This window comes from Ruegeria sp. BB9, assembly GCF_056539345.1.
Genome location: NZ_JBQFUU010000002.1, coordinates 317,915 through 340,061, shown reverse-complemented (window position 1 = coordinate 340,061; position 22,147 = coordinate 317,915). Strand labels below are relative to the sequence as shown.

Annotated in this window: 24 protein-coding genes; 13 read left to right on the top strand and 11 right to left on the bottom strand. The window is 61.0% G+C overall.

Going from position 1 to position 22,147, the window contains the following annotated elements:
• Positions 1-83 precede the first annotated feature (83 nt).
• The 5 genes from lgt to ACR0FC_RS09055 all read left to right on the top strand — a co-directional run bounded on the left by lgt (position 84) and on the right by ACR0FC_RS09055 (position 4,304).
• Positions 84-971, top strand: a complete 888-nt coding sequence (gene lgt / locus ACR0FC_RS09075) for a prolipoprotein diacylglyceryl transferase (RefSeq protein WP_170340007.1) — start codon at positions 84-86, stop codon at positions 969-971.
• Positions 968-2,035 (top strand): class I SAM-dependent methyltransferase, encoded by a 1,068-nt coding sequence (locus ACR0FC_RS09070; RefSeq protein WP_170340005.1) that lies wholly within the window; start codon positions 968-970, stop codon positions 2,033-2,035. The genes lgt and ACR0FC_RS09070 overlap by 4 nt, the downstream gene beginning before the upstream one ends.
• A complete protein-coding gene (pgeF, locus tag ACR0FC_RS09065) occupies positions 2,032-2,790 on the top strand; it encodes a peptidoglycan editing factor PgeF (RefSeq protein ID WP_170340003.1) in 759 nt (252 codons plus the stop codon). Before ACR0FC_RS09070 ends, pgeF begins: the two co-directional genes overlap by 4 nt.
• A 544-nt stretch (positions 2,791-3,334) precedes the next feature.
• Complete coding sequence (locus tag ACR0FC_RS09060; protein ID WP_170340001.1) at positions 3,335-3,520, top strand: hypothetical protein; 186 nt, start codon at positions 3,335-3,337, stop codon at positions 3,518-3,520.
• A 1-nt stretch (position 3,521) separates the two neighbouring features.
• Positions 3,522-4,304 carry a Hint domain-containing protein gene (locus ACR0FC_RS09055; RefSeq protein WP_170339999.1) on the top strand — a complete coding sequence of 261 codons (783 nt, stop codon included), beginning with the start codon at positions 3,522-3,524 and terminating at the stop codon, positions 4,302-4,304.
• A 122-nt stretch (positions 4,305-4,426) separates the two neighbouring features.
• Here the strand turns inward: ACR0FC_RS09055 and ACR0FC_RS09050 are convergent, their stop codons facing one another.
• Complete coding sequence (locus ACR0FC_RS09050) at positions 4,427-4,927, bottom strand: Lrp/AsnC family transcriptional regulator (protein WP_093964666.1); 501 nt, start codon at positions 4,925-4,927, stop codon at positions 4,427-4,429.
• A gap of 222 nt (positions 4,928-5,149) precedes the next feature.
• Between ACR0FC_RS09050 and trxB the strand changes: the two genes are divergently transcribed.
• The 4 genes from trxB to ACR0FC_RS09030 all read left to right on the top strand — a co-directional run bounded on the left by trxB (position 5,150) and on the right by ACR0FC_RS09030 (position 10,559).
• Positions 5,150-6,091, top strand: a complete 942-nt coding sequence (trxB, locus tag ACR0FC_RS09045) for a thioredoxin-disulfide reductase (RefSeq protein WP_093964665.1) — start codon at positions 5,150-5,152, stop codon at positions 6,089-6,091.
• A gap of 110 nt (positions 6,092-6,201) precedes the next feature.
• The gene (locus ACR0FC_RS09040) at positions 6,202-7,893 is read left to right on the top strand and encodes an adenylate/guanylate cyclase domain-containing protein (protein WP_170339997.1); all 1,692 of its coding nucleotides are present in this window, start codon (positions 6,202-6,204) and stop codon (positions 7,891-7,893) included.
• 195 nt (positions 7,894-8,088) lie between these two features.
• The gene (locus tag ACR0FC_RS09035; RefSeq protein WP_170339995.1) at positions 8,089-9,807 is read left to right on the top strand and encodes a bifunctional sulfate adenylyltransferase/adenylylsulfate kinase; all 1,719 of its coding nucleotides are present in this window, start codon (positions 8,089-8,091) and stop codon (positions 9,805-9,807) included.
• Positions 9,808-10,001: 194 nt separating this feature from the next.
• Positions 10,002-10,559, top strand: a complete 558-nt coding sequence (locus tag ACR0FC_RS09030; RefSeq protein WP_170339994.1) for a hypothetical protein — start codon at positions 10,002-10,004, stop codon at positions 10,557-10,559.
• Between the two features lie 37 nt (positions 10,560-10,596).
• Here the strand turns inward: ACR0FC_RS09030 and ACR0FC_RS09025 are convergent, their stop codons facing one another.
• The 4 genes from ACR0FC_RS09025 to ACR0FC_RS09010 form a co-directional block, all read right to left on the bottom strand.
• On the bottom strand, positions 10,597-11,466 hold the full coding sequence (locus ACR0FC_RS09025) for a glycosyltransferase family 10 (RefSeq protein ID WP_170339992.1): 870 nt from the start codon (positions 11,464-11,466) through the stop codon (positions 10,597-10,599).
• Complete coding sequence (locus ACR0FC_RS09020) at positions 11,463-12,350, bottom strand: PhzF family phenazine biosynthesis protein (protein ID WP_170339990.1); 888 nt, start codon at positions 12,348-12,350, stop codon at positions 11,463-11,465. The genes ACR0FC_RS09025 and ACR0FC_RS09020 overlap by 4 nt, the downstream gene beginning before the upstream one ends.
• 107 nt (positions 12,351-12,457) lie before the next feature.
• Positions 12,458-12,682: a DUF1150 family protein gene (locus ACR0FC_RS09015; RefSeq protein WP_093964659.1), complete on the bottom strand. Its 225-nt coding sequence runs from the start codon at positions 12,680-12,682 to the stop codon at positions 12,458-12,460.
• Positions 12,683-12,685: 3 nt separating this feature from the next.
• Complete coding sequence (locus ACR0FC_RS09010) at positions 12,686-13,099, bottom strand: Hsp20 family protein (RefSeq protein ID WP_093964658.1); 414 nt, start codon at positions 13,097-13,099, stop codon at positions 12,686-12,688.
• Positions 13,100-13,264: 165 nt separating this feature from the next.
• Here ACR0FC_RS09010 and ACR0FC_RS09005 point away from each other — a divergent pair, with 165 nt between their 5' ends.
• The 3 genes from ACR0FC_RS09005 to ACR0FC_RS08995 all read left to right on the top strand — a co-directional run bounded on the left by ACR0FC_RS09005 (position 13,265) and on the right by ACR0FC_RS08995 (position 15,119).
• Complete coding sequence (locus ACR0FC_RS09005; protein ID WP_005981552.1) at positions 13,265-13,489, top strand: YdcH family protein; 225 nt, start codon at positions 13,265-13,267, stop codon at positions 13,487-13,489.
• 81 nt (positions 13,490-13,570) lie between these two features.
• Positions 13,571-14,059, top strand: a complete 489-nt coding sequence (purE, locus tag ACR0FC_RS09000) for a 5-(carboxyamino)imidazole ribonucleotide mutase (RefSeq protein WP_170339989.1) — start codon at positions 13,571-13,573, stop codon at positions 14,057-14,059.
• Positions 14,052-15,119 carry a 5-(carboxyamino)imidazole ribonucleotide synthase gene (locus ACR0FC_RS08995; RefSeq protein ID WP_170339987.1) on the top strand — a complete coding sequence of 356 codons (1,068 nt, stop codon included), beginning with the start codon at positions 14,052-14,054 and terminating at the stop codon, positions 15,117-15,119. The genes purE and ACR0FC_RS08995 overlap by 8 nt, the downstream gene beginning before the upstream one ends.
• Here the strand turns inward: ACR0FC_RS08995 and ACR0FC_RS08990 are convergent.
• From ACR0FC_RS08990 to ACR0FC_RS08965, 6 genes are all read right to left on the bottom strand, one after another.
• A complete protein-coding gene (locus tag ACR0FC_RS08990) occupies positions 15,116-16,276 on the bottom strand; it encodes an alpha-D-ribose 1-methylphosphonate 5-triphosphate diphosphatase (RefSeq protein ID WP_170339985.1) in 1,161 nt (386 codons plus the stop codon). The genes ACR0FC_RS08995 and ACR0FC_RS08990 overlap by 4 nt on opposite strands.
• Positions 16,273-17,046 carry an alpha/beta fold hydrolase gene (locus ACR0FC_RS08985; RefSeq protein WP_170339982.1) on the bottom strand — a complete coding sequence of 258 codons (774 nt, stop codon included), beginning with the start codon at positions 17,044-17,046 and terminating at the stop codon, positions 16,273-16,275. Before ACR0FC_RS08985 ends, ACR0FC_RS08990 begins: the two co-directional genes overlap by 4 nt.
• A gap of 38 nt (positions 17,047-17,084) precedes the next feature.
• A complete protein-coding gene (locus tag ACR0FC_RS08980) occupies positions 17,085-17,927 on the bottom strand; it encodes a DMT family transporter (RefSeq protein ID WP_170339980.1) in 843 nt (280 codons plus the stop codon).
• Positions 17,928-18,147: 220 nt separating this feature from the next.
• Positions 18,148-19,791 carry a chaperonin GroEL gene (gene groL / locus ACR0FC_RS08975; RefSeq protein ID WP_170339978.1) on the bottom strand — a complete coding sequence of 548 codons (1,644 nt, stop codon included), beginning with the start codon at positions 19,789-19,791 and terminating at the stop codon, positions 18,148-18,150.
• A gap of 57 nt (positions 19,792-19,848) precedes the next feature.
• A complete protein-coding gene (groES, locus tag ACR0FC_RS08970) occupies positions 19,849-20,136 on the bottom strand; it encodes a co-chaperone GroES (RefSeq protein ID WP_093964650.1) in 288 nt (95 codons plus the stop codon).
• A 166-nt stretch (positions 20,137-20,302) separates the two neighbouring features.
• A complete protein-coding gene (locus ACR0FC_RS08965; RefSeq protein ID WP_170339976.1) occupies positions 20,303-20,977 on the bottom strand; it encodes a DUF2161 domain-containing phosphodiesterase in 675 nt (224 codons plus the stop codon).
• A 115-nt stretch (positions 20,978-21,092) separates the two neighbouring features.
• Here ACR0FC_RS08965 and ACR0FC_RS08960 point away from each other — a divergent pair, with 115 nt between their 5' ends.
• Positions 21,093-22,076 (top strand): TraB/GumN family protein, encoded by a 984-nt coding sequence (locus ACR0FC_RS08960; RefSeq protein WP_170339974.1) that lies wholly within the window; start codon positions 21,093-21,095, stop codon positions 22,074-22,076.
• Positions 22,077-22,147 lie beyond the last annotated feature (71 nt).

Genomic DNA, 22,147 nt, shown 5'->3' with positions numbered 1-22,147 from the left:
ATCGCGAATGCCTTCTATATGGGGGATAGAGAGCCCAGTCTCAAGGTTGACTTGGTCAGCCAACCCCGGGCAATGAGACGCACATGCAAGCTGTTTTGAATTTCCCCGATCTGTCGCCCGAGCTGTTCTCGATTTCCGCCTTCGGGATCGAGTTCGCGCTGCGGTGGTATGCGCTGGCCTATATCGCGGGCATCCTGATCGCGTGGCGCATGGCGGTGATGGCGGTGCGCCGTCCCGCTTTGTGGCCGGATCAATCCCCTCCTCTGAGACCGGACCAGTTGGAGGACCTGATCACCTGGATCATCCTGGGGGTCATCATCGGCGGGCGGTTGGGCTTTGTCCTGTTCTATCAGCCCGAATACTACCTGTTCCACCCGCTTGAGATCCTGAAGGTCTGGCAGGGTGGCATGTCCTTTCACGGCGGCCTTCTGGGTGTGGTGACCGCAGCGCTGGTCTTCGCGCGACGCCATTCGGCCCCCTTGCTTTCACTGGCCGACTTGATCGCCCATACTGTTCCCCCCGGCCTTTTGCTTGGCCGTTTGGCCAATTTCTTCAATGCCGAGCTGTGGGGCCGACCCAGCGAACTGCCCTGGGCGGTGATCTTTCCCGGCGCAGCAGCTCAGGACTGCGCCAATGTCGCTGCTGGGCTTTGCGCCCGCCACCCGTCGCAGTTGTACGAGGCTGCGCTGGAAGGCGTGCTGTTGGGCCTGCTATTGTTGTGGCTGGTCTATCGGCGCGGCGCATTTCATTGGCCCGGTCGCATCATGGGCGTATTTCTGGCGGGCTATGGCGCTTCGCGCTTCATCGTCGAGTTCTTTCGCCAACCCGATGCGCAATTCGTCTCGGCCGGAAACCCGCTTGGACTTGCGTGGCATGTGGGCGGCTACGGCCTGACGATGGGCCAGATCCTATCTGTACCGATGATCGCAGTCGGCTTGTGGTTTGCCCTACGGGCACGGCGGGCGGCATGAGCTTGCTTGGCCATCTGACCGACCGCATCCGGCAGGACGGGCCGATGAGCGTGGCGGACTATATGGCCGAATGCCTTCTGCATCCAACGCACGGCTACTACACCACCCGCGACCCAATAGGCACACATGGAGACTTTGTCACCGCTCCGGAAATCAGCCAGATGTTCGGCGAAGTGATTGGTCTTTGCCTCGCGCAGAGCTGGATTGATCAAGGCAGACCCGGCCGGTTTGCGCTGGTCGAGCTGGGCCCGGGGCGCGGAACACTCATGGCCGACATTCTACGGGCGACCCGGGGCGTGCCCGGGTTCCACGACGCCGCGCAGGTGGTATTGCTCGAAGCCTCGCCCATTCTGCGCGGACTTCAAGCCGAGGCCCTGGATGCGCACGCACCGAAATGGATCGTTTCGGTGGGCGATCTCCCAGAGCTTCCGCTGTTTCTTGTGGCCAACGAATTCTTCGACGCCCTGCCCATCCGCCAGTTTCTGCGCGACGGCGACGGCTGGTGCGAACGTCTTGTGGGTCTGCAGGGCGATCAGCTGGCATTCGGCCTTGGCCCGAGGGCGACGCAGGCGGCCTTGGCGACGCGCCTCGAGGATACACGGGACGGTGATCTGGTCGAGCTGTGCGCGGCGGCCGTTCCCATCGTGACCGAAACGGCCCGCATCATCCGCAGCCACGGTGGTATGGCTCTCGTTATCGACTATGGCGACTGGCGTTCGCTGGGCGATACGTTGCAGGCCGTCAAGGGGCACGAATGCGTCGATCCGCTCGCCACACCGGGTCAGGCCGACCTGACTGCACATGTGGATTTTGAAACGCTGGCAATTGCGGCGCGCGCGACGGGCTGCGCCCATACGCGGCTGACGCCTCAGGGTGTGTTTCTTGAGCGTCTGGGCATCACCCAACGCGCACAATCTCTGGCCAGCGCATTGACCGGATCAAAACTGGAAACGCTGGTTCGTGCACATCGGCGGTTGACGCATCCCGAGGAAATGGGAAACCTGTTCAAGGTGCTGGGCCTCTACCCGAAAACTGCGATGCCACCATCGGGACTTGGGACATGACTCTGGAAATTCTGACCTCGGATTTGCTGTCACCGATTCGACACGGGTTCTTCAGTCGCAAGGGCGGCGCCTCTTCCGGTATCTTCAGCGGACTGAATTGCGGCACCGGCTCGTCCGACCTAAGCGAGGCGGTCGCGCTGAACCGGAGCAGAGTGGCCGAGGCCATGGGCGTTGAACTGGATGCATTGGTCGGCGTGCATCAGGTACATTCCCCGCACGTGATCACCATCGACAAGCCGATTGCAGGCGAGAAGCCAAGGGCCGATGCAATCGTTACCGCAACGCCGGGCCTCGCGCTGACGATCCTGACGGCCGACTGCCAGCCGGTGCTGTTTGCGGATCCTCAAGCGAAAGTGATCGGGGCGGCACATGCAGGATGGCGCGGTGCTCTGGACGGTGTCCTAGAGGCGACGCTGGACGCCATGGAGGCGCTGGGCGCGCACCGAAAAGACATCACCGCCGTCATCGGCCCGACGATCTCGCAGCGCGCCTACGAGGTTGGCCCCGAGTTTCTGGATGACTTCCTTTTGGACAGCCAGGACAACGCGCGTTTCTTTGCAAATGGGCAAGGTGACCGGATGCATTTCGACCTGCCGGCCTTTGGCCTTCACAAGCTGCGTCAGGCCGGTGTCGGGCAGGCAGAATGGACACGGCATTGCACTTATTCCGATCCCGAAAAGTTCTATTCCTACCGGCGCGCGACCCATGCCGGCGAGGCGGATTACGGCCGCCTGATTTCCGCCATACGATTGTAAAGATCGGCCGAATTGAGGCGAAAGCGCCACTTTTCCGCCACATTTATTGTGTCTATCTGTCATCAGAATCGTTGTTAATTTTTGCCAGTGTTCAGATGGTTATACGTTCTCCGAACGTCTGATTTCTGGCATCCAAACTCAGGGGGTGCCGCAAGACTTCATCTTTGTCCTCAATTGATCCCGGAACAGCCACATCGCTGCCGCAAAGACGCGTCACATTGGCTTTACAAAGGGAAAAGGGCTTAGCCCCAAACATCGAGCAGGACATGAATATGAAGTTGAAATCTCGCTTTCTTCGCGCCGTTGTCGCGGCCGCCAGGGACCAACAACCGGAAATGCCCTGGAAGCGGGTTTCCAGTCACTCTGCAAGGGTCGTGCGCCGGTTGGCCGCGCGACGCTGATACGAAATCCCTCTGGGGCCAGCTGCCGGCCTCAACAGGGCAAGACGCGCACCGGAAGCTGCTCTGGGCCGGTGCGTTAACCGAGGCTGGTATTCGCAGCCGACGTTTTTCAGGGCGTTTGTGTGCGGACAATTACGTTCGCAATGTACGAGTTTGTCTGGGGGGTCATTGTGTTGACCAAACGAATGCGAAATCCATTCGCCATGCGCGGCCATGTCGGCACCCGCATGGAGGTGGCGCACTTTTTTCAAGACAAAGAATCAAGCTGTCAGGCGGGCCTGCACAGGGATGTTTCCCGCCTGTTCGGCGTATTGGAAGGAACGGAATAATATGACTATTCCAAATTCACTGGCGCGTGCCGCGCAGAATGCCGTCGACACTTCGGCACTGCTGCGCGAAGCACCGCGTCCAGGCGCCAAACAGAAGGCGCAACTGCGTCGATACGAAGTGAGTGCGCTGCTGAAAAACGGGGAAGTTTCGCAGACACGCCACATCGCTCCGGCTCTGCCCGTTTTCGAAGACGCGTTCTGCGCCTTTACACGTGGGTCACTGGTCGAGACGGAACACGGCCCGGTCGCCATCGAGGACCTGATGCCGGGCGACACGGTCCTGACCCAGACCGGCGCATCCGAAAAGGTGCTGTGGAAAGGCTCGGTCACTCTGGTACCTGGTCGCGAAGACTCGCGCGGGCGGACACGCCCTTTGACCCGCATCATGGCAGACACGTTCGGCATGCAAAAACCATTGTCCGGCGTCATTGCCGGCCCCGCGGCCCGCTTGCTGGCGACGCCGGCGCATCTGAGGCATCTTGGAGGTGGCCAGCCGATGCTGACACCCGTTGCCGAATTTCAGGACGGCATGTCCGTAATCGAAACGCAGCCGCCCACTCCGGTCGAGCTGTTCCATATCTGCCTGGAGCGCCACGCGGTCATCAATGTCGATGGGCTGCAGTTCGAAACCTATCATCCCGGCGTGAACGCGGTCCGGATGATGAGCCACTCGCTGCGCTCGATCTACCTGAACCTGTTCGCGCATATCCATTCCTTGCACGATTTCGGTCCGTTGCTTATGGCACGCGCCGGGGAGGGCGAGATCGACGCCATCACGGCGTGACAGCTTTAACCATCACCACTGCATTTTGGGGGGCAACATGCAGATTTTACTGAGTTGGGCCATTTCTCTGGCCATCGTGGCGGTTCTGCCGCCATGCGCATCGCAAACCAGACGCGTCGGCTTTACGCCGTCCGGTTCATCCGTTCTTCCAATACGTCGAACGGCACGCCGGGTTCGTCTTTTGCACCGCGGATGACAAGCGAAGTCTTGACGCTGGCCACGTTCGGCGTGGTCAGCAACTCACCCGTCAGGAACTGTTGAAAACTGCTGAGGTCGGGGGCGACGCATTTCAGGATGAAGTCGACCTCGCCGTTCAGCATGTGGCATTCCCGGACCAGCGGCCAGTCTCGGCAGCGGTCTTCGAACGCCCGCAGCTCCGCCTCGGCTTGGCTTTCAAGGCCAACCATCGCAAAGACCTGAACTTCGAACCCCAGTTCCCGGGCGTTGACCTCAGCGTGGTATCCTCGGATAAAGCCGGCCTCCTCCAGCGTGCGTACGCGCCGCAGGCAGGGTGGGGCCGAGATTCCGACACGTTTGGCGAGCTCGACATTGGTCATTCGCCCGTCTGCCTGCAGTTCTGCAAGGATCTTTCGGTCGATCTCGTCCAGCCGTGTCGTGACCATGCGGTGCTCCTGAAATTTTCGGTTCTTATATCAGCGCAGGTGCCATGCGCAATATTCTTTCGCAACAGCGCAATAATCTTTGTCTGTCGATCAGGCAAGCCGGCACCTTAGTACAACATGACGGACGCGTGAGACGAAGGGGCTTTAAGCTGACCGATGCTGTCGCTATATCGAAGCCCGGCGCCCACGACGGCGCTCAGGCAATAATCGAGTGGGGGTTCCATGGCCGAGACACGACACACCAAGGTTCTGATCATCGGATCGGGGCCTGCCGGATACACTGCGGGCGTCTATGCCAGCCGCGCGATGCTGAACCCGATTCTGGTGCAGGGCATCGAACCGGGCGGCCAGCTGACCACCACCACCGAGGTCGAAAACTGGCCAGGCGACACCGAAGTTCAAGGCCCCGACCTGATGGTGCGCATGCAGGATCACGCCAAGGCCATGGGCTGCGAGGTGATCGGTGACATCATCAACGACCTGGATCTGTCGAAACGTCCCTTCACCGCCAAGGGCGACAGCGGCACCGTCTACACTGCGGACGCGGTCATCCTCGCGACCGGCGCACGCGCCAAATGGCTGGGGCTGCCGTCGGAAGAGAAATTCAAGGGCTTCGGCGTGTCGGCCTGCGCCACCTGTGACGGGTTCTTCTATCGCGGACAGGAGATCGTGGTGATCGGCGGCGGCAACACCGCCGTGGAAGAAGCGCTGTTCCTGACCAATTTCGCCAGCAAGGTCACGCTGATCCACCGCCGGGACGAACTGCGGGCCGAGAAGATCCTTCAGGACCGCCTGTTCAAGAACGACAAGATCGAGCCGTTGTGGTTCCACCAGCTGGAGGAAGTGATTGGCACCGATAACCCGCTGGGCGTCGAAGGCGTGCGGGTGAAGAACGTCAAGACGGGCGAAATCACCGAGATCCCCTGCAAGGGCGTGTTCGTCGCCATCGGCCACGCACCTGCCAACGAACTGGTCAAGGACGTGCTGGAAACCCACATGGGCGGCTATGTCAAAACCAAACCCGGCACCACGCAGACCTCGATCCCCGGCGTGTTCGCGGCCGGTGACCTGACCGACCATGTGTACCGGCAGGCGGTGACCTCGGCCGGAATGGGCTGCATGGCGGCGCTGGATGCCGAACGGTTCCTTGCCGAACAGGAATGACCGCGACGCGCAGCGCCTTCGGCGCTGCGTACCGCCCTCCTCTGGCACCTTGACCCGCACTGCGCGGCAACGCAGACTTGCCCCGAGCGCGGCAGATTTCAGGTGATCTTTTGAACACCCCCCTTTGGCAGGGCAGTTGGGCGACCCGTCTCAGGATCATCAGTGGTCTTGTGCTGTTTGCCTTTGCTTTCTTCCACTTCATCAATATTGGGTTGGGGCTGTTTCACACCGACTACCTGCATGACATGCAGGACTCTCGGAAAACGGTCACGCGCCATTCGATTGGCAGCGCTGTCCTGTATCTTGCCCTGATCGCACATGCAGGTCTGGCATTGGTGTCGATCGCCCAGCGCCGAACCCTGCGAATGCCTTTTCATACGGCCCTGCAGATCGTTCTTGGCCTTCTCATTCCGCTGCAACTGATCTCGCACGTCGTACAGACACGCTATGCGCATCAGGTTTTCGACGTGAATGATGAGATGGGCTACATCATCATTCTGATGTGGCCAAATTCGGCCATCTGGATGCAAAGCCTGCTGATGCTGATCGTCTGGATACACGGGTGCATCGGACTTCATATCTGGCTGCGACTGACCTCGTGGTGGCGTCAAACCGTACCCTATCTGATCGGAGTTGCCGTCTTCATCCCAAGCTTTGCCCTGGCCGGTTTGCTGACAGAAGGGCGGCGCATCTGGATGGATTTTGCGGATCCGGATCTACGCGAACAGTATATCGAGCATTACAACTGGCCCGGCCCCGAAGAGTTCCAGGTTTTGTTCAGCGTCAAGGACAAAGCCTTGATGGCCTTCTGGATCGCGCTTGCCGCAGCTCTTGCGTTCCATTTCGGGGGCAAGCTTTGGCGCAGACGACACTCGGTGCGCGTCAGATATGTCGATGGGCCGGAAGTGACCTCAGAGAAAGGCATGACACTGCTTGAGATGTCACAAGCCAACGGTATTCCGCATACCGCACTGTGCGGCGGCCGGGGGCGCTGCACCACCTGCCGTGTCATCGTCGAAGATGGCGCCGAGTCACTGCCACCGCCCAGCGAGGTCGAAGCCCGCAGCCTGAAAGCCGTGGGGGCCCCACAGCGCACGCGCCTTGCCTGCCAGGTCCGCCCCTCCAGCCCCTTGACGGTTTTCCGTGTTTTCCGGCCGGATGGTGGACGCCAGCGGGCGCATGCCAGCCAGGGGCAAGAGCGTAAACTGGCCGTGCTGTTTCTGGACATGCGCGGGTTTACCGCGCGCACAACGGGGCAACTGCCCTATGACATCGTGTTCCTGCTGAACCGGTTCTTTGACGCCATTGTTCCAGCCATTACCGCAGACGGCGGGGTCGTCGACAAATACATGGGCGATGGCCTTTTGGCCGTGTTCGAAACACCCGACACGTCCAGCTCGGCCCGTTCTGCCCTGAAAGCTGCGATCGACATCAGTCATGCGCTTGCGCAATTCAACCAGCAGCTGTCCCAGGAAAATAGCCCCGCGATCCGCATCGGCATGGGCCTGCACCTGGGCGACCTTGTGTTGGGAGAGATCGGTGCTGCCGGCCACGCCGCGCGGACCATCATCGGAGACGCCGTGAACGTCGCCAGTCGGCTGGAAGGAGAAACCAAGGCGCTCGGGGCCGAGCTGTTGGTCTCGGAAGCCGTGCTGCGCGCGGCCGGGTTTGAGACCGATGGGCTTGACCTGCGTCTGTTCCAACTGCGGGGCGTAACCCAGCCCGTCACTGCCCTGCCCGTCGAGCGCGCTCTGGATCTGGACCAACTTCTGTCCTCTCCAGAACAGATCGCCGCCGGGTGACGATATTGTCCCCATCCGGTGGGATTTTCGTCGCCTTTTTGGTTCAGGCCCGGAAAAACCTTCCATTCCGGGGAAAAACCGCGCATATCCTCCTTTGTTTCATGAATGTATATGGACTTCGACTGACGACCGGGGCACATGGCCCGGAAATGCACCTGAATCACTGACTGACCACACTGCCTCAAGAGTATTGCGATGACGATGTTGAGTAACCTGGCTCCGATCCCAGAACTGTATGTTTCCTATGAATCCGCCCAAAAGCTGAAAGTCGAAGCCGCCGACCTGACCAGCTGGGACCTGACCCCGCGCCAGATCTGTGATCTGGAATTGCTGATGAATGGCGGGTTCAACCCGCTCAAGGGCTTTCTGAGTCAGGAAGACTATGACAGCGTTGTCGAAAACATGCGCCTGGCCGACGGAAGCCTTTGGCCGATGCCGATCACGCTGGATGTCAGCGAGGGCTTCGCCGAGAAGATCGAACTGGGTCAGGACATTGCGCTGCGCGACCAGGAAGGCGTGATCCTGGCGACCATGACCGTTACCGACCGCTGGACCCCGGACAAGTCGCGTGAGGCCGAGAAGGTGTTCGGTGCCGATGATGATGCGCACCCCGCAGTGAACTACCTGCACAACGTGGCAGGCAAGGTCTATCTGGGCGGTCCCGTGACCGGCATCCAGCCGCCGGTGCACTATGACTTCAAGGCCCGCCGCGACACCCCGAACGAGCTGCGCGCCTATTTCCGCAAGCTGGGCTGGCGCCGCATCGTCGCCTTCCAGACCCGCAACCCGCTGCACCGCGCACACCAGGAACTGACCTTTCGCGCCGCGCGTGAGGCTCAGGCCAACCTGCTGATCCACCCGGTCGTGGGCCTGACCAAGCCCGGCGATGTCGATCACTTCACCCGCGTGCGCTGCTATGAGGCGGTGTTGGACAAGTACCCGGCCTCGACCACCACCATGAGCCTGCTGAACCTGGCGATGCGCATGGCTGGTCCGCGCGAAGCGGTCTGGCACGGCCTGATCCGCAAAAACCACGGCTGCACCCACTTCATCGTCGGCCGCGACCATGCCGGCCCCGGCAAGAACAGCCTGGGCGAGGATTTCTATGGCCCCTATGACGCCCAGGACCTGTTCCGCAAATTCCAGGACGAGATCGGCATCGAGATGGTCGATTTCAAACACATGGTCTATGTGCAGGAACGCGCCCAGTACGAACCCGCGGACGAGATCGAGGACCGCGACAACGTCACGATCCTGAACATCTCGGGCACCGAACTGCGCCGCCGCCTGCGCGAGGGGCTGGAGATCCCCGAGTGGTTCTCGTTCCCTGAGGTGGTCGAGCAGCTGCGCCGCCGCTATCCGCCGCGCAGCCAGCAGGGCTTTACCGTCTTCTTCACCGGTTTCTCGGGCTCGGGCAAATCGACCATCGCAAACGCTCTGATGGTCAAGCTGATGGAGATGGGCGGCCGTCCCGTCACGTTGCTGGACGGTGACATCGTCCGCAAGAACCTGAGCTCGGAACTGGGCTTCTCGAAGGAACACCGCGACCTGAACATCCGCCGCATCGGCTATGTGGCCTCCGAGATCACCAAGAACGGCGGCATCGCCATCTGTGCCCCGATCGCGCCCTACGCCACCACCCGCCGCGCCGTGCGCGAGGAGATCGAGCAATTCGGCGCGTTCTGCGAAGTTCACGTGGCCACCAGCATCGAGGAATGCGAACGCCGCGACCGCAAAGGCCTGTACAAGCTCGCGCGTGAAGGCAAGATCAAAGAGTTCACTGGTATTTCGGACCCTTACGATGTGCCGGAAAACCCGGAACTGCGCGTCGAGACCGAGAATGTGGACGTGGACAACTGCGCCCATCAGGTTCTGCTGAAGCTGGAAAGCATGGGATTGATCGCCGGATCCTGAGCCACAGCCAACTGCTATCAACACTAACCCCCGGAGACATCTCCGGGGGTCTTTCATTTCCAGAACACTGCTTTGAACACCCCCCTTCCATCCGCGCAGATTTGCGGTAGTTCGACGTTTCATCCAGAAAATGCTACTATTTGACATATTTTGCGCAGACATAATTTATCAGCATCCTTTGGGAGGGTGAACATATGGCAACTCAAAAAAGCACCGAAGATGGCGGAGCCATGTTTGCGGGAGACAACCGCGCAGCGGTAATTGCCGACTACAAGATCGCCCAGTTTTCCCGGTTGCAACTTCCGGCGTTGATGGCTTCGCCGGCTGTGGCTGGGTGCCTGACACCATTTATCCCCATAGACTGGCTGCTGGACCTTCTGAAATCGATCCGCACCTACGCGGATTGGGTGAAGGAATGCGACAAGATCAAAGCCAAGATTCAAAAGGCGCTGGATACACTGCAGCCGCCGCCCCAGGATCACCCTTTGGGGCTTGTCGTGCCACCGGTTCCGCCGACGCCCGGCACGACCCGTCTTCGCCAGATCCTTGAGGTCATCGATGCGGCCAAGACCGCTGCCGGCAACATGGAGCCAGACTCGGCGCGCGACAGTCTCAAAGAGGCCAAGGACATGATGCACCACGACTCGGTCAAAGCCGAGTTCCGCCGGCTGAACGACGTGGATGGCTGGTATGACATTCTGGAGGAATTGCAGGACGCGATCGATTATCTGGAACGTGTCTCGCGGCGCTGACCCACTCCGGCAGAGCCAAAGTGCGCGTGTTGCACAGTCAGCCTGCTGAAAGCTGATCCCGCAGGGCCTCGGCAGCCCTCAGTTCGAACTCTCCAAAGATGGCGGCTTGCGGCTGCATCGCCCGCAGATACGGCAGGCGTTTTTCATAGTCTTCCACCGACAGCATCTGCACGGCCTGCTGGATGTCCGCCTCGGTTTCGCACAGGATCATCCCCTTGGTATCGAGGAAGTCGCCGATATTGGGGCACCCCCAATAGATCGGGACTGTCGAACACAGAACGGCGTCGATCAGCTTCTCCGAGAAGTAGTTCCTCTCGCGCACGTTTTCGATGACGACCGAATAACGATAAGGTGCCAACCCGTCTGACTTGTGCTCGAACGGTTGATAGCCGCGGCCCATGATGTCGATGTCAGCGCCTGTGTCGCGGGCCCAATCGATCAGCCTGTGCCTCAGCTGGTGCCCCTCCAGATCGCGCTTCGCCGACGCGATCAGCGAGCATGACCGCGTCTTTACGACGCTCAGATCCTGCCACTCGGGGACTTGGGTCACGCCATAGGGCAGGAAAACCGCGTTGGGCAGGCTGTTCAGCAATACGTCGTGAAAGGTGAACACCCGGAAAAACCGCCGCCAGGTCCAGCGCAGCATCCGGTCGTGCTTGCCATGTATGGCCGATGGCTCGCCCATCATCAGCGATATCCGAGCCCGCGTGCCGCGTCGCATGCGCAGGTGTACGGTGGAATTGGGATACATGATCAGGTGGTCGGTGGGCGCGAGGTCACCTACGGTCTTTCCTGACAGGCGCTCGGGGCAGCCCAGCGGCCAATTCAGATCTGCCAGCGGAACCGAAGCGAGCTTTGGCCCCAAGCGGTGCCCATAGGGCAGAATCGCGATCGCAGGTTCGGTCATTGCAGGCTGTCCGGCAGGTCGGTCTGGCCGCGCATCAGGACAAACCCGCGGCCGGCAACCTTGATGCCCGTCATCGCATCCGTTGGCCCGACCCGCGTTACAGTCGCCTGACCTGGGCGGCCCATGTCGTGGCCTTGTTCGGCGACAAAGCTCTCTTTCGGCATCAGCCCGTATTTCCACAGGTAAGCCGCCATTGCACCGGTAGCGGAGCCGGTGAACGGATCTTCGGGTGGGCTGGGCGGTGCCAGCAACAAACGCGAGAACGTATCCCCTTGAGCCGTAGCCCCCTGCAGGGTCACAAGGAAAGGTTCGGCCATGTCAGAGCCGGCATATCCGGCAGTTTCCGCCACCCGTTGCAGTGCATCCACATTCAGTTGTGCCGCGCGCAAGGCTGCATGATCCCGCAGAACTGTAATGCAAAATGGAAGCCCGGTCGAAACCATCTGCGGCGGCGAAATGATCGCGCTTGCAGGTAGGCCGATCGCAGCGGCAACAAGGTCTTCTGGCACCCGCGTGCCGAATTCGGGCGCGATCTGGGTCATCTCAATCTGGTCGCCATGCAGCTGGATTGACACGATTCCTGCTCCGGTTTCCAGCGTCAGTGCGTCACCAGATATCATTCCACGATGGCGCATGGCAGCTACGGTCGCAATGGTCGGGTGTCCGGCAAAGGGAATTTCACGGCTGGCAAGGAAATACCGCACTCGAATATCCGCTACATCGGATGGTCCGGTAAATGTGCATTCGACCAAAGACGTCTCGCGGACAAACGCCGTGCAGACCGATTCCGGCAAATGCGCGCCACCATGCACGACTGCACAGCCATTTCCGCCGAATGCCGTGTCGCTGAAGGCATCCACCCAATCGAAATCGAACCAGCTCATGCGCCCTCTCGTGCTTGCAGTCAGAAAGTGCCGGGAATGCAAACCCGCGGGTGGCATGTTTGACGCCTCACACGCCGCTTGTCACGCTGAATCGGTCTGTGCCCGTGTCAGTGCACGGCCACCGGAGACAGGTCATGCTGCCGCGCCAGTACGAAGGCCAGCTTTCGATCGGCGACAAGCGCCAGTTGCTGCCCATCTGAATCGTGAACGGCATAAAGATGATCCAGATCACCCACCTGCGTGCGCACCTCGTGCGGCAGGTTGGCCACGTTCACGGCCTTCACATAGACGATCCGATTGCCTTCGGTGTTGATTTCATACGGTGTATTCATGGCTTACCCCTTCCTTATGTTGATCGTCTGCACAACGGTTTCGGGCACGGCGCGGGTCAGGTCGATATGAAGAAGACCATTTTCCATGATGGCCTCGCCGACCTCGACACCGTCGGCCAGCACGAACATGCGCTGGAACTGACGGGCCGCGATGCCGCGGTGCAGGAACACGCGCCCCTCGCTGTCGTCGCGCTGACGGCCCCGGATCACCAGTTGCCGATCTTCGATGGTGATCGACAGGTCATCCTCGGCAAACCCGGCCACGGCCAAGGTAATGCGGTAGGAATGATCCGACGTCTGTTCGATGTTGTAGGGCGGATACCCTTCGTTTCCGGCCTTTGCAGACCGTTCCAGAAGGCGTTCCAGCTGCTCGAACCCCAGAAGATGCGGGTATGAGCCAAGAGTAAGTTTTGACACGTTTTCTCGTCCTTCTTTGTCAAAGCGACGTGATGCGCGGCCCCGTAAAGGCAGCTGCGCACAAGACAATATGGGATGAAACGTGTGTCTCCACAAGGTCTAGGCGGATTCACTTGAACGCACTATCTTGTGTAACACGCACCACCAGCCACACATGAGTCGCCCATGAATGCGCCCACCGACATTTCGATGAAAACCGACGAGGTTCTGCGCGTCGAGCTGGAGGTGTTTCGCCAGCAGCACCGCGACCTGGACGAGGCAATCAAGGCGCTCGAAGCGACCGGCACCGCTGATCAGTTGACGGTGAAGCGGCTGAAGAAACAAAAGCTGCGCCTGAAGGATATCATCCGGCTGATCGAGGATCGCCTGACCCCTGACATCATCGCCTGACCGGGCGCGCTCAACCGCATTGCCACGCAAGCGGATTTCACTATAGTGCGCGCTTCCTAACGCAGGCGGGGAACAGGGCGGATGAGCGAGATCAAGGTCGGAATCATCATGGGCAGCCAGTCGGACTGGCCCACCATGAAGGGCGCTTCAGAGATACTGGACGAACTGGGCGTGGCCTACGAGACCAAGATCGTCTCGGCCCACCGCACGCCGGATCGTTTGTGGGAGTACGGCAAGACCGCCGTGCAGCGCGGGCTTCAGGTAATCATCGCCGGCGCTGGCGGTGCCGCACATCTGCCGGGGATGATGGCGTCCAAGACGCGGGTGCCGGTGATCGGCGTTCCAGTTCAGACGCGGGCGCTGTCCGGTGTCGACTCGCTCTATTCCATCGTGCAGATGCCCAAGGGTTTCCCGGTTGCGACCATGGCCATCGGATCGGCCGGCGGCGCCAATGCCGGCCTGATGGCCGCTGCTATTCTGGCCCTGCAAGACTCAGCCCTGGCCGACCGGCTGGACGTTTGGCGCGCGGCGCTGTCGGACTCGATCCCCGAGGAGCCCCGCGATGAGTAACCCCTTGCAGCCCGGCGCAGTGATCGGAATTCTGGGCGGCGGCCAGCTGGGGCGGATGCTGTCGATGGCCGCGGCGCGGCTGGGCTTCGTGACCCATATCTTGGAGCCGGGCGCCAACCCGCCGGCGGGCCAGGTGGCGCATCGCGTGACCACCGCACCTTATGAGGATGCCGAGGCGCTGGCCGCTTTTGCGCAATCGGTCGATGTCATCACCTACGAGTTTGAAAACATCCCGACCGAAGCGCTGGACGTTCTGGAATCGCACCGCCCCATCCGACCCGGCCGCGAGGCGCTGCGGGTCAGTCAGGACCGGCTGACCGAAAAGACATTCCTGCAAGGCCTGGGCCTGAACACCGCACCCTTTGCCGATGTGACCGACCTGGACAGTCTGCAGGCCGCCATCGAACGGATCGGCACGCCGGCGATCCTCAAGACCCGCCGCTTCGGCTATGACGGAAAGGGGCAGGCGCGGCTGAAGTCGCCCGAGGACGCCCGGACCGCGCTGGCCGACATGCAGGGTGCACCCGCGATCCTGGAAGGCTTCGTCAATTTCAGCCACGAGGTGTCGATCATTGCCGCCCGCGGGCTGGACGGCCAGGTGGCCTGCTTCGACCCCGGCGAGAACGTGCATCGCGACGGCATCCTGCACACGACCACGGTGCCCGCGCGCCTGTCCCCTGCGCTGCGGACCGACGCGGTGCTGCTGGCCGCGAATATCCTGAACGCGCTGGACTATGTCGGCGTCATGGGGGTCGAACTGTTCGTGACGCCGCAGGGCCTGATCGTGAACGAGATCGCGCCGCGCGTTCACAACTCGGGCCACTGGACGCAGAACGGCTGTGCAGTCGATCAGTTCGAGCAGCATATCCGCGCCGTAGCCGGCTGGCCTCTGGGCGACGGGCAGCGTCACGCGGATGTGGTGATGGAGAACCTGATCGGCGAAGACATGGACCGCGTGCCCGAGCTTGCGCAACAGCGCGACGTGGCCCTGCACCTGTACGGCAAGGCCGAGGTCAAGCCGGGCCGCAAGATGGGCCATTTCAACCGGATCAAACGCTAGCGCGCCGCGGCGACGAACCGCCCGGCGATATCCCCCGACAGAAAACTGACCCGGCCACCGGCGATGGTGGCCGCCACGCGCTGCGTTTCCGCATCCAGGACGACCAGATCGGCGCGTTTGCCGGGGTGCAGCGACCCGCGGTCCTCAAGGCCAAGCACCCGCGCGGGACCCGACGACACCAGCGCCCACGCGCCTGCCAGATCCATCAGCCCCGATTTCATCAGCATCAGCGCCGCCCTGCGCGGGCTGGGATAGTGGTAATCCGACGCCAGCGCATCGCACAGCCCCATGGCGATCAGGTCCAGCGCGCTGACGTTGCCCTTGTGCGATCCGCCCCGCACCACGTTGGGCGAGCCCAGAATGACGTGATCGCCCGCGGCCTTGGCCGCCTCGGCTGCTTCGAGCGTTTCAGGAAATTCGGCGATATGCACGCCGCGCGCGCGCCAGTGGGAACGGGCCTCTGCCGTCGCATCATCATGGCTGCCCAGACGCACGCCTTGTTGGGCCAACGCCGCGCACAGCGCATCAAGCGAAGCGGGCACCTCGGAGGAGCGGGCGTGCATGTCCTGCAGCATCTTCAGATGCGCCTCGGGGCTGCGACCGGCCTTGAGCGCCTGCCCGGTCAAACGCGGCGGGGTGCGCCCCTGCGCCAGACGGTCATGGGGCAGGTGATCGTTGAACACGACATAGGGCACCTGCCAGTCGGCGATGCGCCCCGGCAGGTCGGCATAATCGTCCAGCAGGTGGGTTTCGAACCGCAACTGCGGGATCAGGTCGGTAACCACGCTGCCCTTCACCGCCGCGATCGCGCGGAACACGTCGGCGGCGAACTTGGGGCCGCGCACGCCGCCCTCCCAGCTGTAGAACTGCGCCAGCACGGCGGTGGTGATGCCATTGGCCGCCAGTTCGGCCTCGGCAGCGCGGATGCCCTCGTCCATCTGCTTCATGGCCCCCCGGCGCGGGGCGATGTGACGCTCGAACCCGTCCCCGTGCAAGTCGATGATGCCCGGCAGGATCAGATAGCCGCTCAGATCAACGACCGGCGCACCGCCGCCTTCTTGGATCAAGCCACCCGCGATCGAGAGATCGTCACCGACAAGTCCGCGGTCAGAGTGCAGAACCTGTGCCCCGGAAAAGGTCAGTTCCAATGCGGTCATCGCGTTGGTTCCGAGGCGGGTTCGGCGCAGTCCTCTCCGATGCAGATCTCATCGATGATGTCCATCACACCGTCCAGCCAGGTTATGTTGGGATCGAACTCACCGAACTCGATGAAGTGCAAAGCCTGCGCCATGACCTGAGGGTTGTTCATCATGAACGTATGCGTCACCGGCAGCACGATGTGGTCGGTCATGCCCTGGACTTTGGTTTCTTCGACAGCGACTTTGCCGTCATCCGGTCCATCAACCAGCGACGAAAAGACCGGGTTCAAGGAGTTCTCGCCTGCAATCACCCCCAGCTCGAAGTCGACCGGTGGCAGGCGACGCGGAATACCTTCGGGACCCGTACCCAGCTGCAGGCCGGCGGGGCCGTTCAACAGACCGAACACTTCCCAATCGCCCAGTTCATCGACCAATTGGCTGCCTTGGTTGGGCGGGCCAAGCATGACGACGCGGCCCAGATTCTGCGGATGGTGATCCTGCAGCCAGTAGCGCAACAGGATTCCTCCCATCGAATGCGCGACAACGTTGATGGTGTCATCTCCGCACGCCGCAAACGCCTCGGGTATGGTCCGGTCGGCCAGTTCCGGAATCGGAAGATCCGTCGAGCGATAACCCGGCCGCACAACGGTGTACCCGTGCACCTTGAACAACTGCTCCATGACCGAAAACGATGCTTCGGTCCGGGCAAGCCCATGCAGCAGGACAACACATTTTGCCTGCGCGGCGATCGGCATCAGGAAAAGCAATATGAAAAACAGGATCCGCATGGCTGCCAGATAATGGCTATTCTTCAGAGAGGAAAGACCTAGCGCCGCCTCACGCGCATAACTGCCAATGCAATACCGCCCACAACCAACCCTGCCCCTGCCATCAGCCGCAGGCTCAGTTGCTCGCCGAGCAGCGCCACACCTGCAATGATCGCAATCACCGGGACGCTCAGCTGAACTACGGCTGCAACTGCTGGGGCCAGCTGGGGCAGCAGGCGATACCACATGGCGTACCCCAACCCCGAGGTTACGCCGCCAGATACGGCCGCCAGACCCAAACCCGCCCAGGTCAAGTCCCACGCCGGAGCGCCCGCGACCAAAATGCCAGCGGTCACCGGCAAGGCCACGACAAAGTTCGAGGCCGTTCCTGCCAGCGCATCGGGCTCGGACCGACCGGCAATCGAATACGCAGCCCACCCGACCCCTGCGGCGGCCATCAAGGCTGCTCCGGTCGGGTCCACACGCACCTCAGCGCCAGGCCACAGCACCCACGCCAATCCGGCCATCGCAATTGCTGCCCCCGCCACCTGTCGAAAAGTCGGGATCGCCCCGGCAAGGGAGCCGGCCAGAAACATCGAGATCTGGACCACTGCAAACAGGATCAAGGCGCCCAATCCCGCATCAAGTGAGAGATAGGCCACCGAGAACCCGACCATGTACAACGACAAGGACCCTGCTCCGATTACTCGGCGCCTGTCGAACACCCGCAGGGTGCCACCCCGCGACACGACCAATGCGCAAAGGACCAGCGCACCACAGAGCACACGAACAACGGCAAAACTCGCCGGGTCGCTGGCTCCGCTCTCCACGGCCAACCGGTTCAGGATGGAATTGGCCGCAAAGGCGCACATGGTCAGGACGGTCAGAAGAAACAGCTGCATGCCTCACCAATACCGTGTCCGCACGCAATGGACACCCGCTTTCCTGCGCTTCCGCGTGACCGGCTGCAGCGATCCCCAGAATTGCATGCAGCGCCGGCCGAAACACCGCGGATCACTGAAAAAATCAAAACGGGGCCGCCCGAAGGCGACCCCGCTGAAATTTTCGGTAAGACTTTCCCTTGCGGGTTGTCTGAATTCGCTGACGCGAACCCGGACAGTCTTACATCATGCCGCCCATGCCGCCCATGTCGGGCATGCCAGCACCGGCGCCTGCACCTTCTTTGGCGGGCTTGTCGGCAACCATTGCTTCGGTGGTGATCAGCAGACCTGCAACCGAGGCTGCGTCTTCCAGAGCGGTACGCACCACTTTGGCCGGGTCGATCACGCCGAACTTGAACATGTCGCCATATTCTTCGGTCTGAGCGTTGAAGCCGAAGGCGGTGTCCGAGGACTCGCGCACCTTGCCGGCAACGACGGCACCGTCGACACCTGCGTTTTCAGCAATCTGACGCAGCGGCGCTTCGATGGCCTTGCGAACGATGTTGATACCGGCGTCCTGATCGGCGTTGACACCTTTCAGATCGGCCAGAGCCTTGCCGGCCTGAACCAGGGCAACACCGCCACCCACGACGACACCTTCCTGAACGGCGGCGCGCGTTGCGTTCAGAGCGTCGTCCACACGGTCCTTGCGCTCTTTCACTTCAACTTCGGTCATGCCACCGACGCGGATAACGGCAACACCGCCTGCCAGTTTGGCAACGCGCTCTTGCAGCTTCTCACGGTCGTAGTCGCTGGTGGTTTCTTCGATCTGGGTACGGATCTGGGCAACGCGTGCTTCGATCTCGGCCTTCTCGCCAGCACCGTCGACGATGGTGGTTTCGTCCTTGGTGATCGACACTTTCTTGGCGGTGCCAAGCATGTCCATGGTGACGTTTTCCAGCTTCATGCCCAGGTCTTCGCTGATGACCTGACCGCCGGTCAGGATTGCGATGTCCTGCAGCATTGCCTTGCGGCGATCGCCGAAGCCCGGAGCCTTGACGGCAGCGATTTTCAGACCACCGCGCAGCTTGTTGACAACCAGAGTTGCCAGCGCTTCGCCTTCAACGTCCTCGGCGATGATCAGCAGCGGTTTCTGCGACTGGATCACCTGCTCGAGCAGCGGAACCATCGGCTGCAGCGACGAGAGTTTTTTCTCGTGCAGCAGGATCATGCAGTCTTCCAGCTCGGCGACCATCTTGTCAGCGTTGGTGACGAAGTAGGGCGACAGGTAGCCACGGTCGAACTGCATACCTTCGACGACGTCGGTCTCGGTTTCCAGACCTTTGTTCTCTTCGACGGTGATGACGCCTTCGTTGCCAACCTTCTGCATCGCGTCTGCGATCTGGCGGCCGATTTCAGCTTCGCCGTTAGCCGAGATGGTACCAACCTGCGCGACTTCGTCGCTGTCTTTGACTTCGCGGGCAGCGTTCTTGATTTCTTCGACGACTTTGGCGGTTGCCATGTCGATGCCGCGCTTCAGGTCCATCGGGTTCAGGCCGGCAGCAACCTGCTTGAGGCCTTCCTTGACGATGGCCTGAGCCAGAACGGTCGCGGTGGTGGTGCCGTCACCGGCTTCGTCATTGGTGCGGCTGGCGACTTCTTTCACCATTTGCGCGCCCATGTTCTCGAACTTGTCTTCCAGTTCGATTTCCTTGGCGACCGAAACACCGTCTTTGGTGATGCGCGGCGCGCCGAAGGATTTGTCCAGAACCACGTTGCGGCCTTTGGGGCCGAGGGTCACCTTCACAGCATCCGCCAGGATGTTCACACCCTTCAGCATGCGGTTGCGGGCATCGGTGTCGAACTTGACGTCCTTTGCAGACATGTCTTTTTCTCCTCGAGAAATGTGTTTGAAATGAAGATCAGAGCAAGCGCATGCGCGTTACTCGATGATCCCCATGATGTCGCTTTCTTTCATCATCAGCAGCTCTTCGCCGTCGACGTGGACCTCGGTGCCGGACCATTTGCCGAACAGGATCTTGTCGCCGGGCTTCACAGCCATCGCGATCAGTTCGCCGCTGTCTTTCCGCGCGCCTTCGCCGGTTGCAACGACTTCGCCTTCGCTGGGCTTTTCTTTTGCGCTGTCGGGAATGATCAGGCCGCCTGCGGTTTTCTCTTCGCTTTCGGTACGGCGAACCAGCACGCGGTCATGAAGCGGTTTCAATGCCATCTTTGCAGCTCCTTGGGCTCAAAGGTTGTTTTCCTCCCCCCGCGGTCTTGCGGGGCGTTAGCACTCAGCTTGGTCGAGTGCTAACGACGCATAGCTAGGGGGTGATTTCCGGCGAGTCAACAATCGGTGATGAATTTTTTTCGCGCGCAGCCTGAGGCCGGCCTGGTCAGGTCGGGTCTTCCCAGCTGTAAGCCCAATGCTTCAGACCTTCGGACCCGGAAGGCGACAGTTCATAGACGCCCTTTGCCACCTTTTCAAACCAGCCATAATGGTTTTCGCGCATGAGGCGCGTCGCGGCCGCAACGCCGGTGGCACTGGCGACCTCAGCGCCTTTGGTCGCCCCGTGTTCGGCCAGATGCGCGGCACATTTCAGGGCATCCTGCCGATAGGCAGTTACGATTCCGTGCCGGGTTGCCCCACCCGAATTCGGATCCCCTTCCAACCGCTCGAACTCGCGCAACAGTCGCGCAGCTTTGGCCTTGTTCTTTCGCGGCGCATAGGGGCCGGGGTCACAATGGACTTCGACCCACCCATCCGCACGAACGGTGATCAAACCCAGCCCCAACCGACGACACAGGGACAGGTTGTCCCGCAGCGCCCGGCGCGCCGACCGGCCGGTGGGCTTGCAGACGGCCACATAGACCTGATCCGATACCTTCAACCGGGTCACGGCCTGATGGAACAAGGCCAGCGAAAATCTCAGCTTCAATTCAACGATCACTGGATCACAACCGGGCTTGACGGCCACGATGTCGGCGACGCCGACCTCTCCTTTCACGGTGTACCCTTGCCGCTGCAATAGCGCCTTGATCGGAGGATAGAGATCCTGTTCGCGGTTCATGACGCTATGCTATGGTTTTTTCAGAGAAACGCCATACGGATACACGGCTTGCGCGCGGTAGGCGGGCGTGGCTATCTGTTCCCAAGTTCTTTCAGCCACAATCGGAATGGTCTCGATGCGCGTGTTTCTTTTTGCCCTGCTTGCCGCTCTGCATCCAATTGTGGCCCATGCCGCCTGTGACGGGCGCGATTTGCGACAAGACATGACGCCTGAGGCCCGGGCCGAGTTGAACGCGGCCACCAGTCAGATGGCATATCCCGAAGGCAATCACTGGATTGCACAGAAGGACAACACTGTTTTGCATCTGATCGGCACATTGCACGTCAACGATCCGCGAATGGGCCCGGTGGTCGAGCGGTTGGCACCGACGTTGAGCGAGGCGGACGCGTTTTATTTCGAGATCACCCAATCCGACATGTCCGCTTTCGAACAAGACCTGGCCAAGGATTTCAGCCCGGTCCTGATCAACTCTGGACCAACTCTGATCGATCTGATGAGCGAAGAGGACTGGGCCGTGATTTCCAAGGCGCTTTCGGCACGCGGCATTCCCGGTTGGATGGCCGCGAAACTGCGCCCTTGGTTCCTGTCCATGATGCTGGGTATTCCACCCTGCATGCTTCAGGTGCCAGACGCAGACCGGGGAATGGATGCGCGCCTGACTGAACTGGCCGAAGCTGCGGGCAAGCCGCAATATTCGCTGGAACAGATCGAAGATCTGATCGCGATCTTCGACAGCCACACGCTTGAAGAGCAGGTGCAGTCTCTGGTGCGCTTGGTCGATGCGTTTGACGCCGGTGATGACCACATGGTGACCATGGCCAGCGCATATTTCGAGGAGAAACACGCAGAAATCTTGCAATTCGCAAAGATATATGGGCGCGATGCTTCGGGCCTGGCGCCTGATGTGTTTGCACAGGAATGGGCCGCATTCGAGGACCAGCTTCTGGTTCAACGCAACGACAACTGGATGGAAACGATCCTGATCATCGAAAACCAGACGGCGGTGATCGCGGTTGGTGCCGGCCATCTGGGTGGCGACCATGGACTTTTGCAACAGCTGGAACGCGCCGGATATCAACTGAGCCGCGCACAGTTCTGAGCGGTCAGCGCTTCTGTCAGACCAACCGTCGCAGCCGTGTATCTGCCGGGTGACAACGCCAATGGACCACC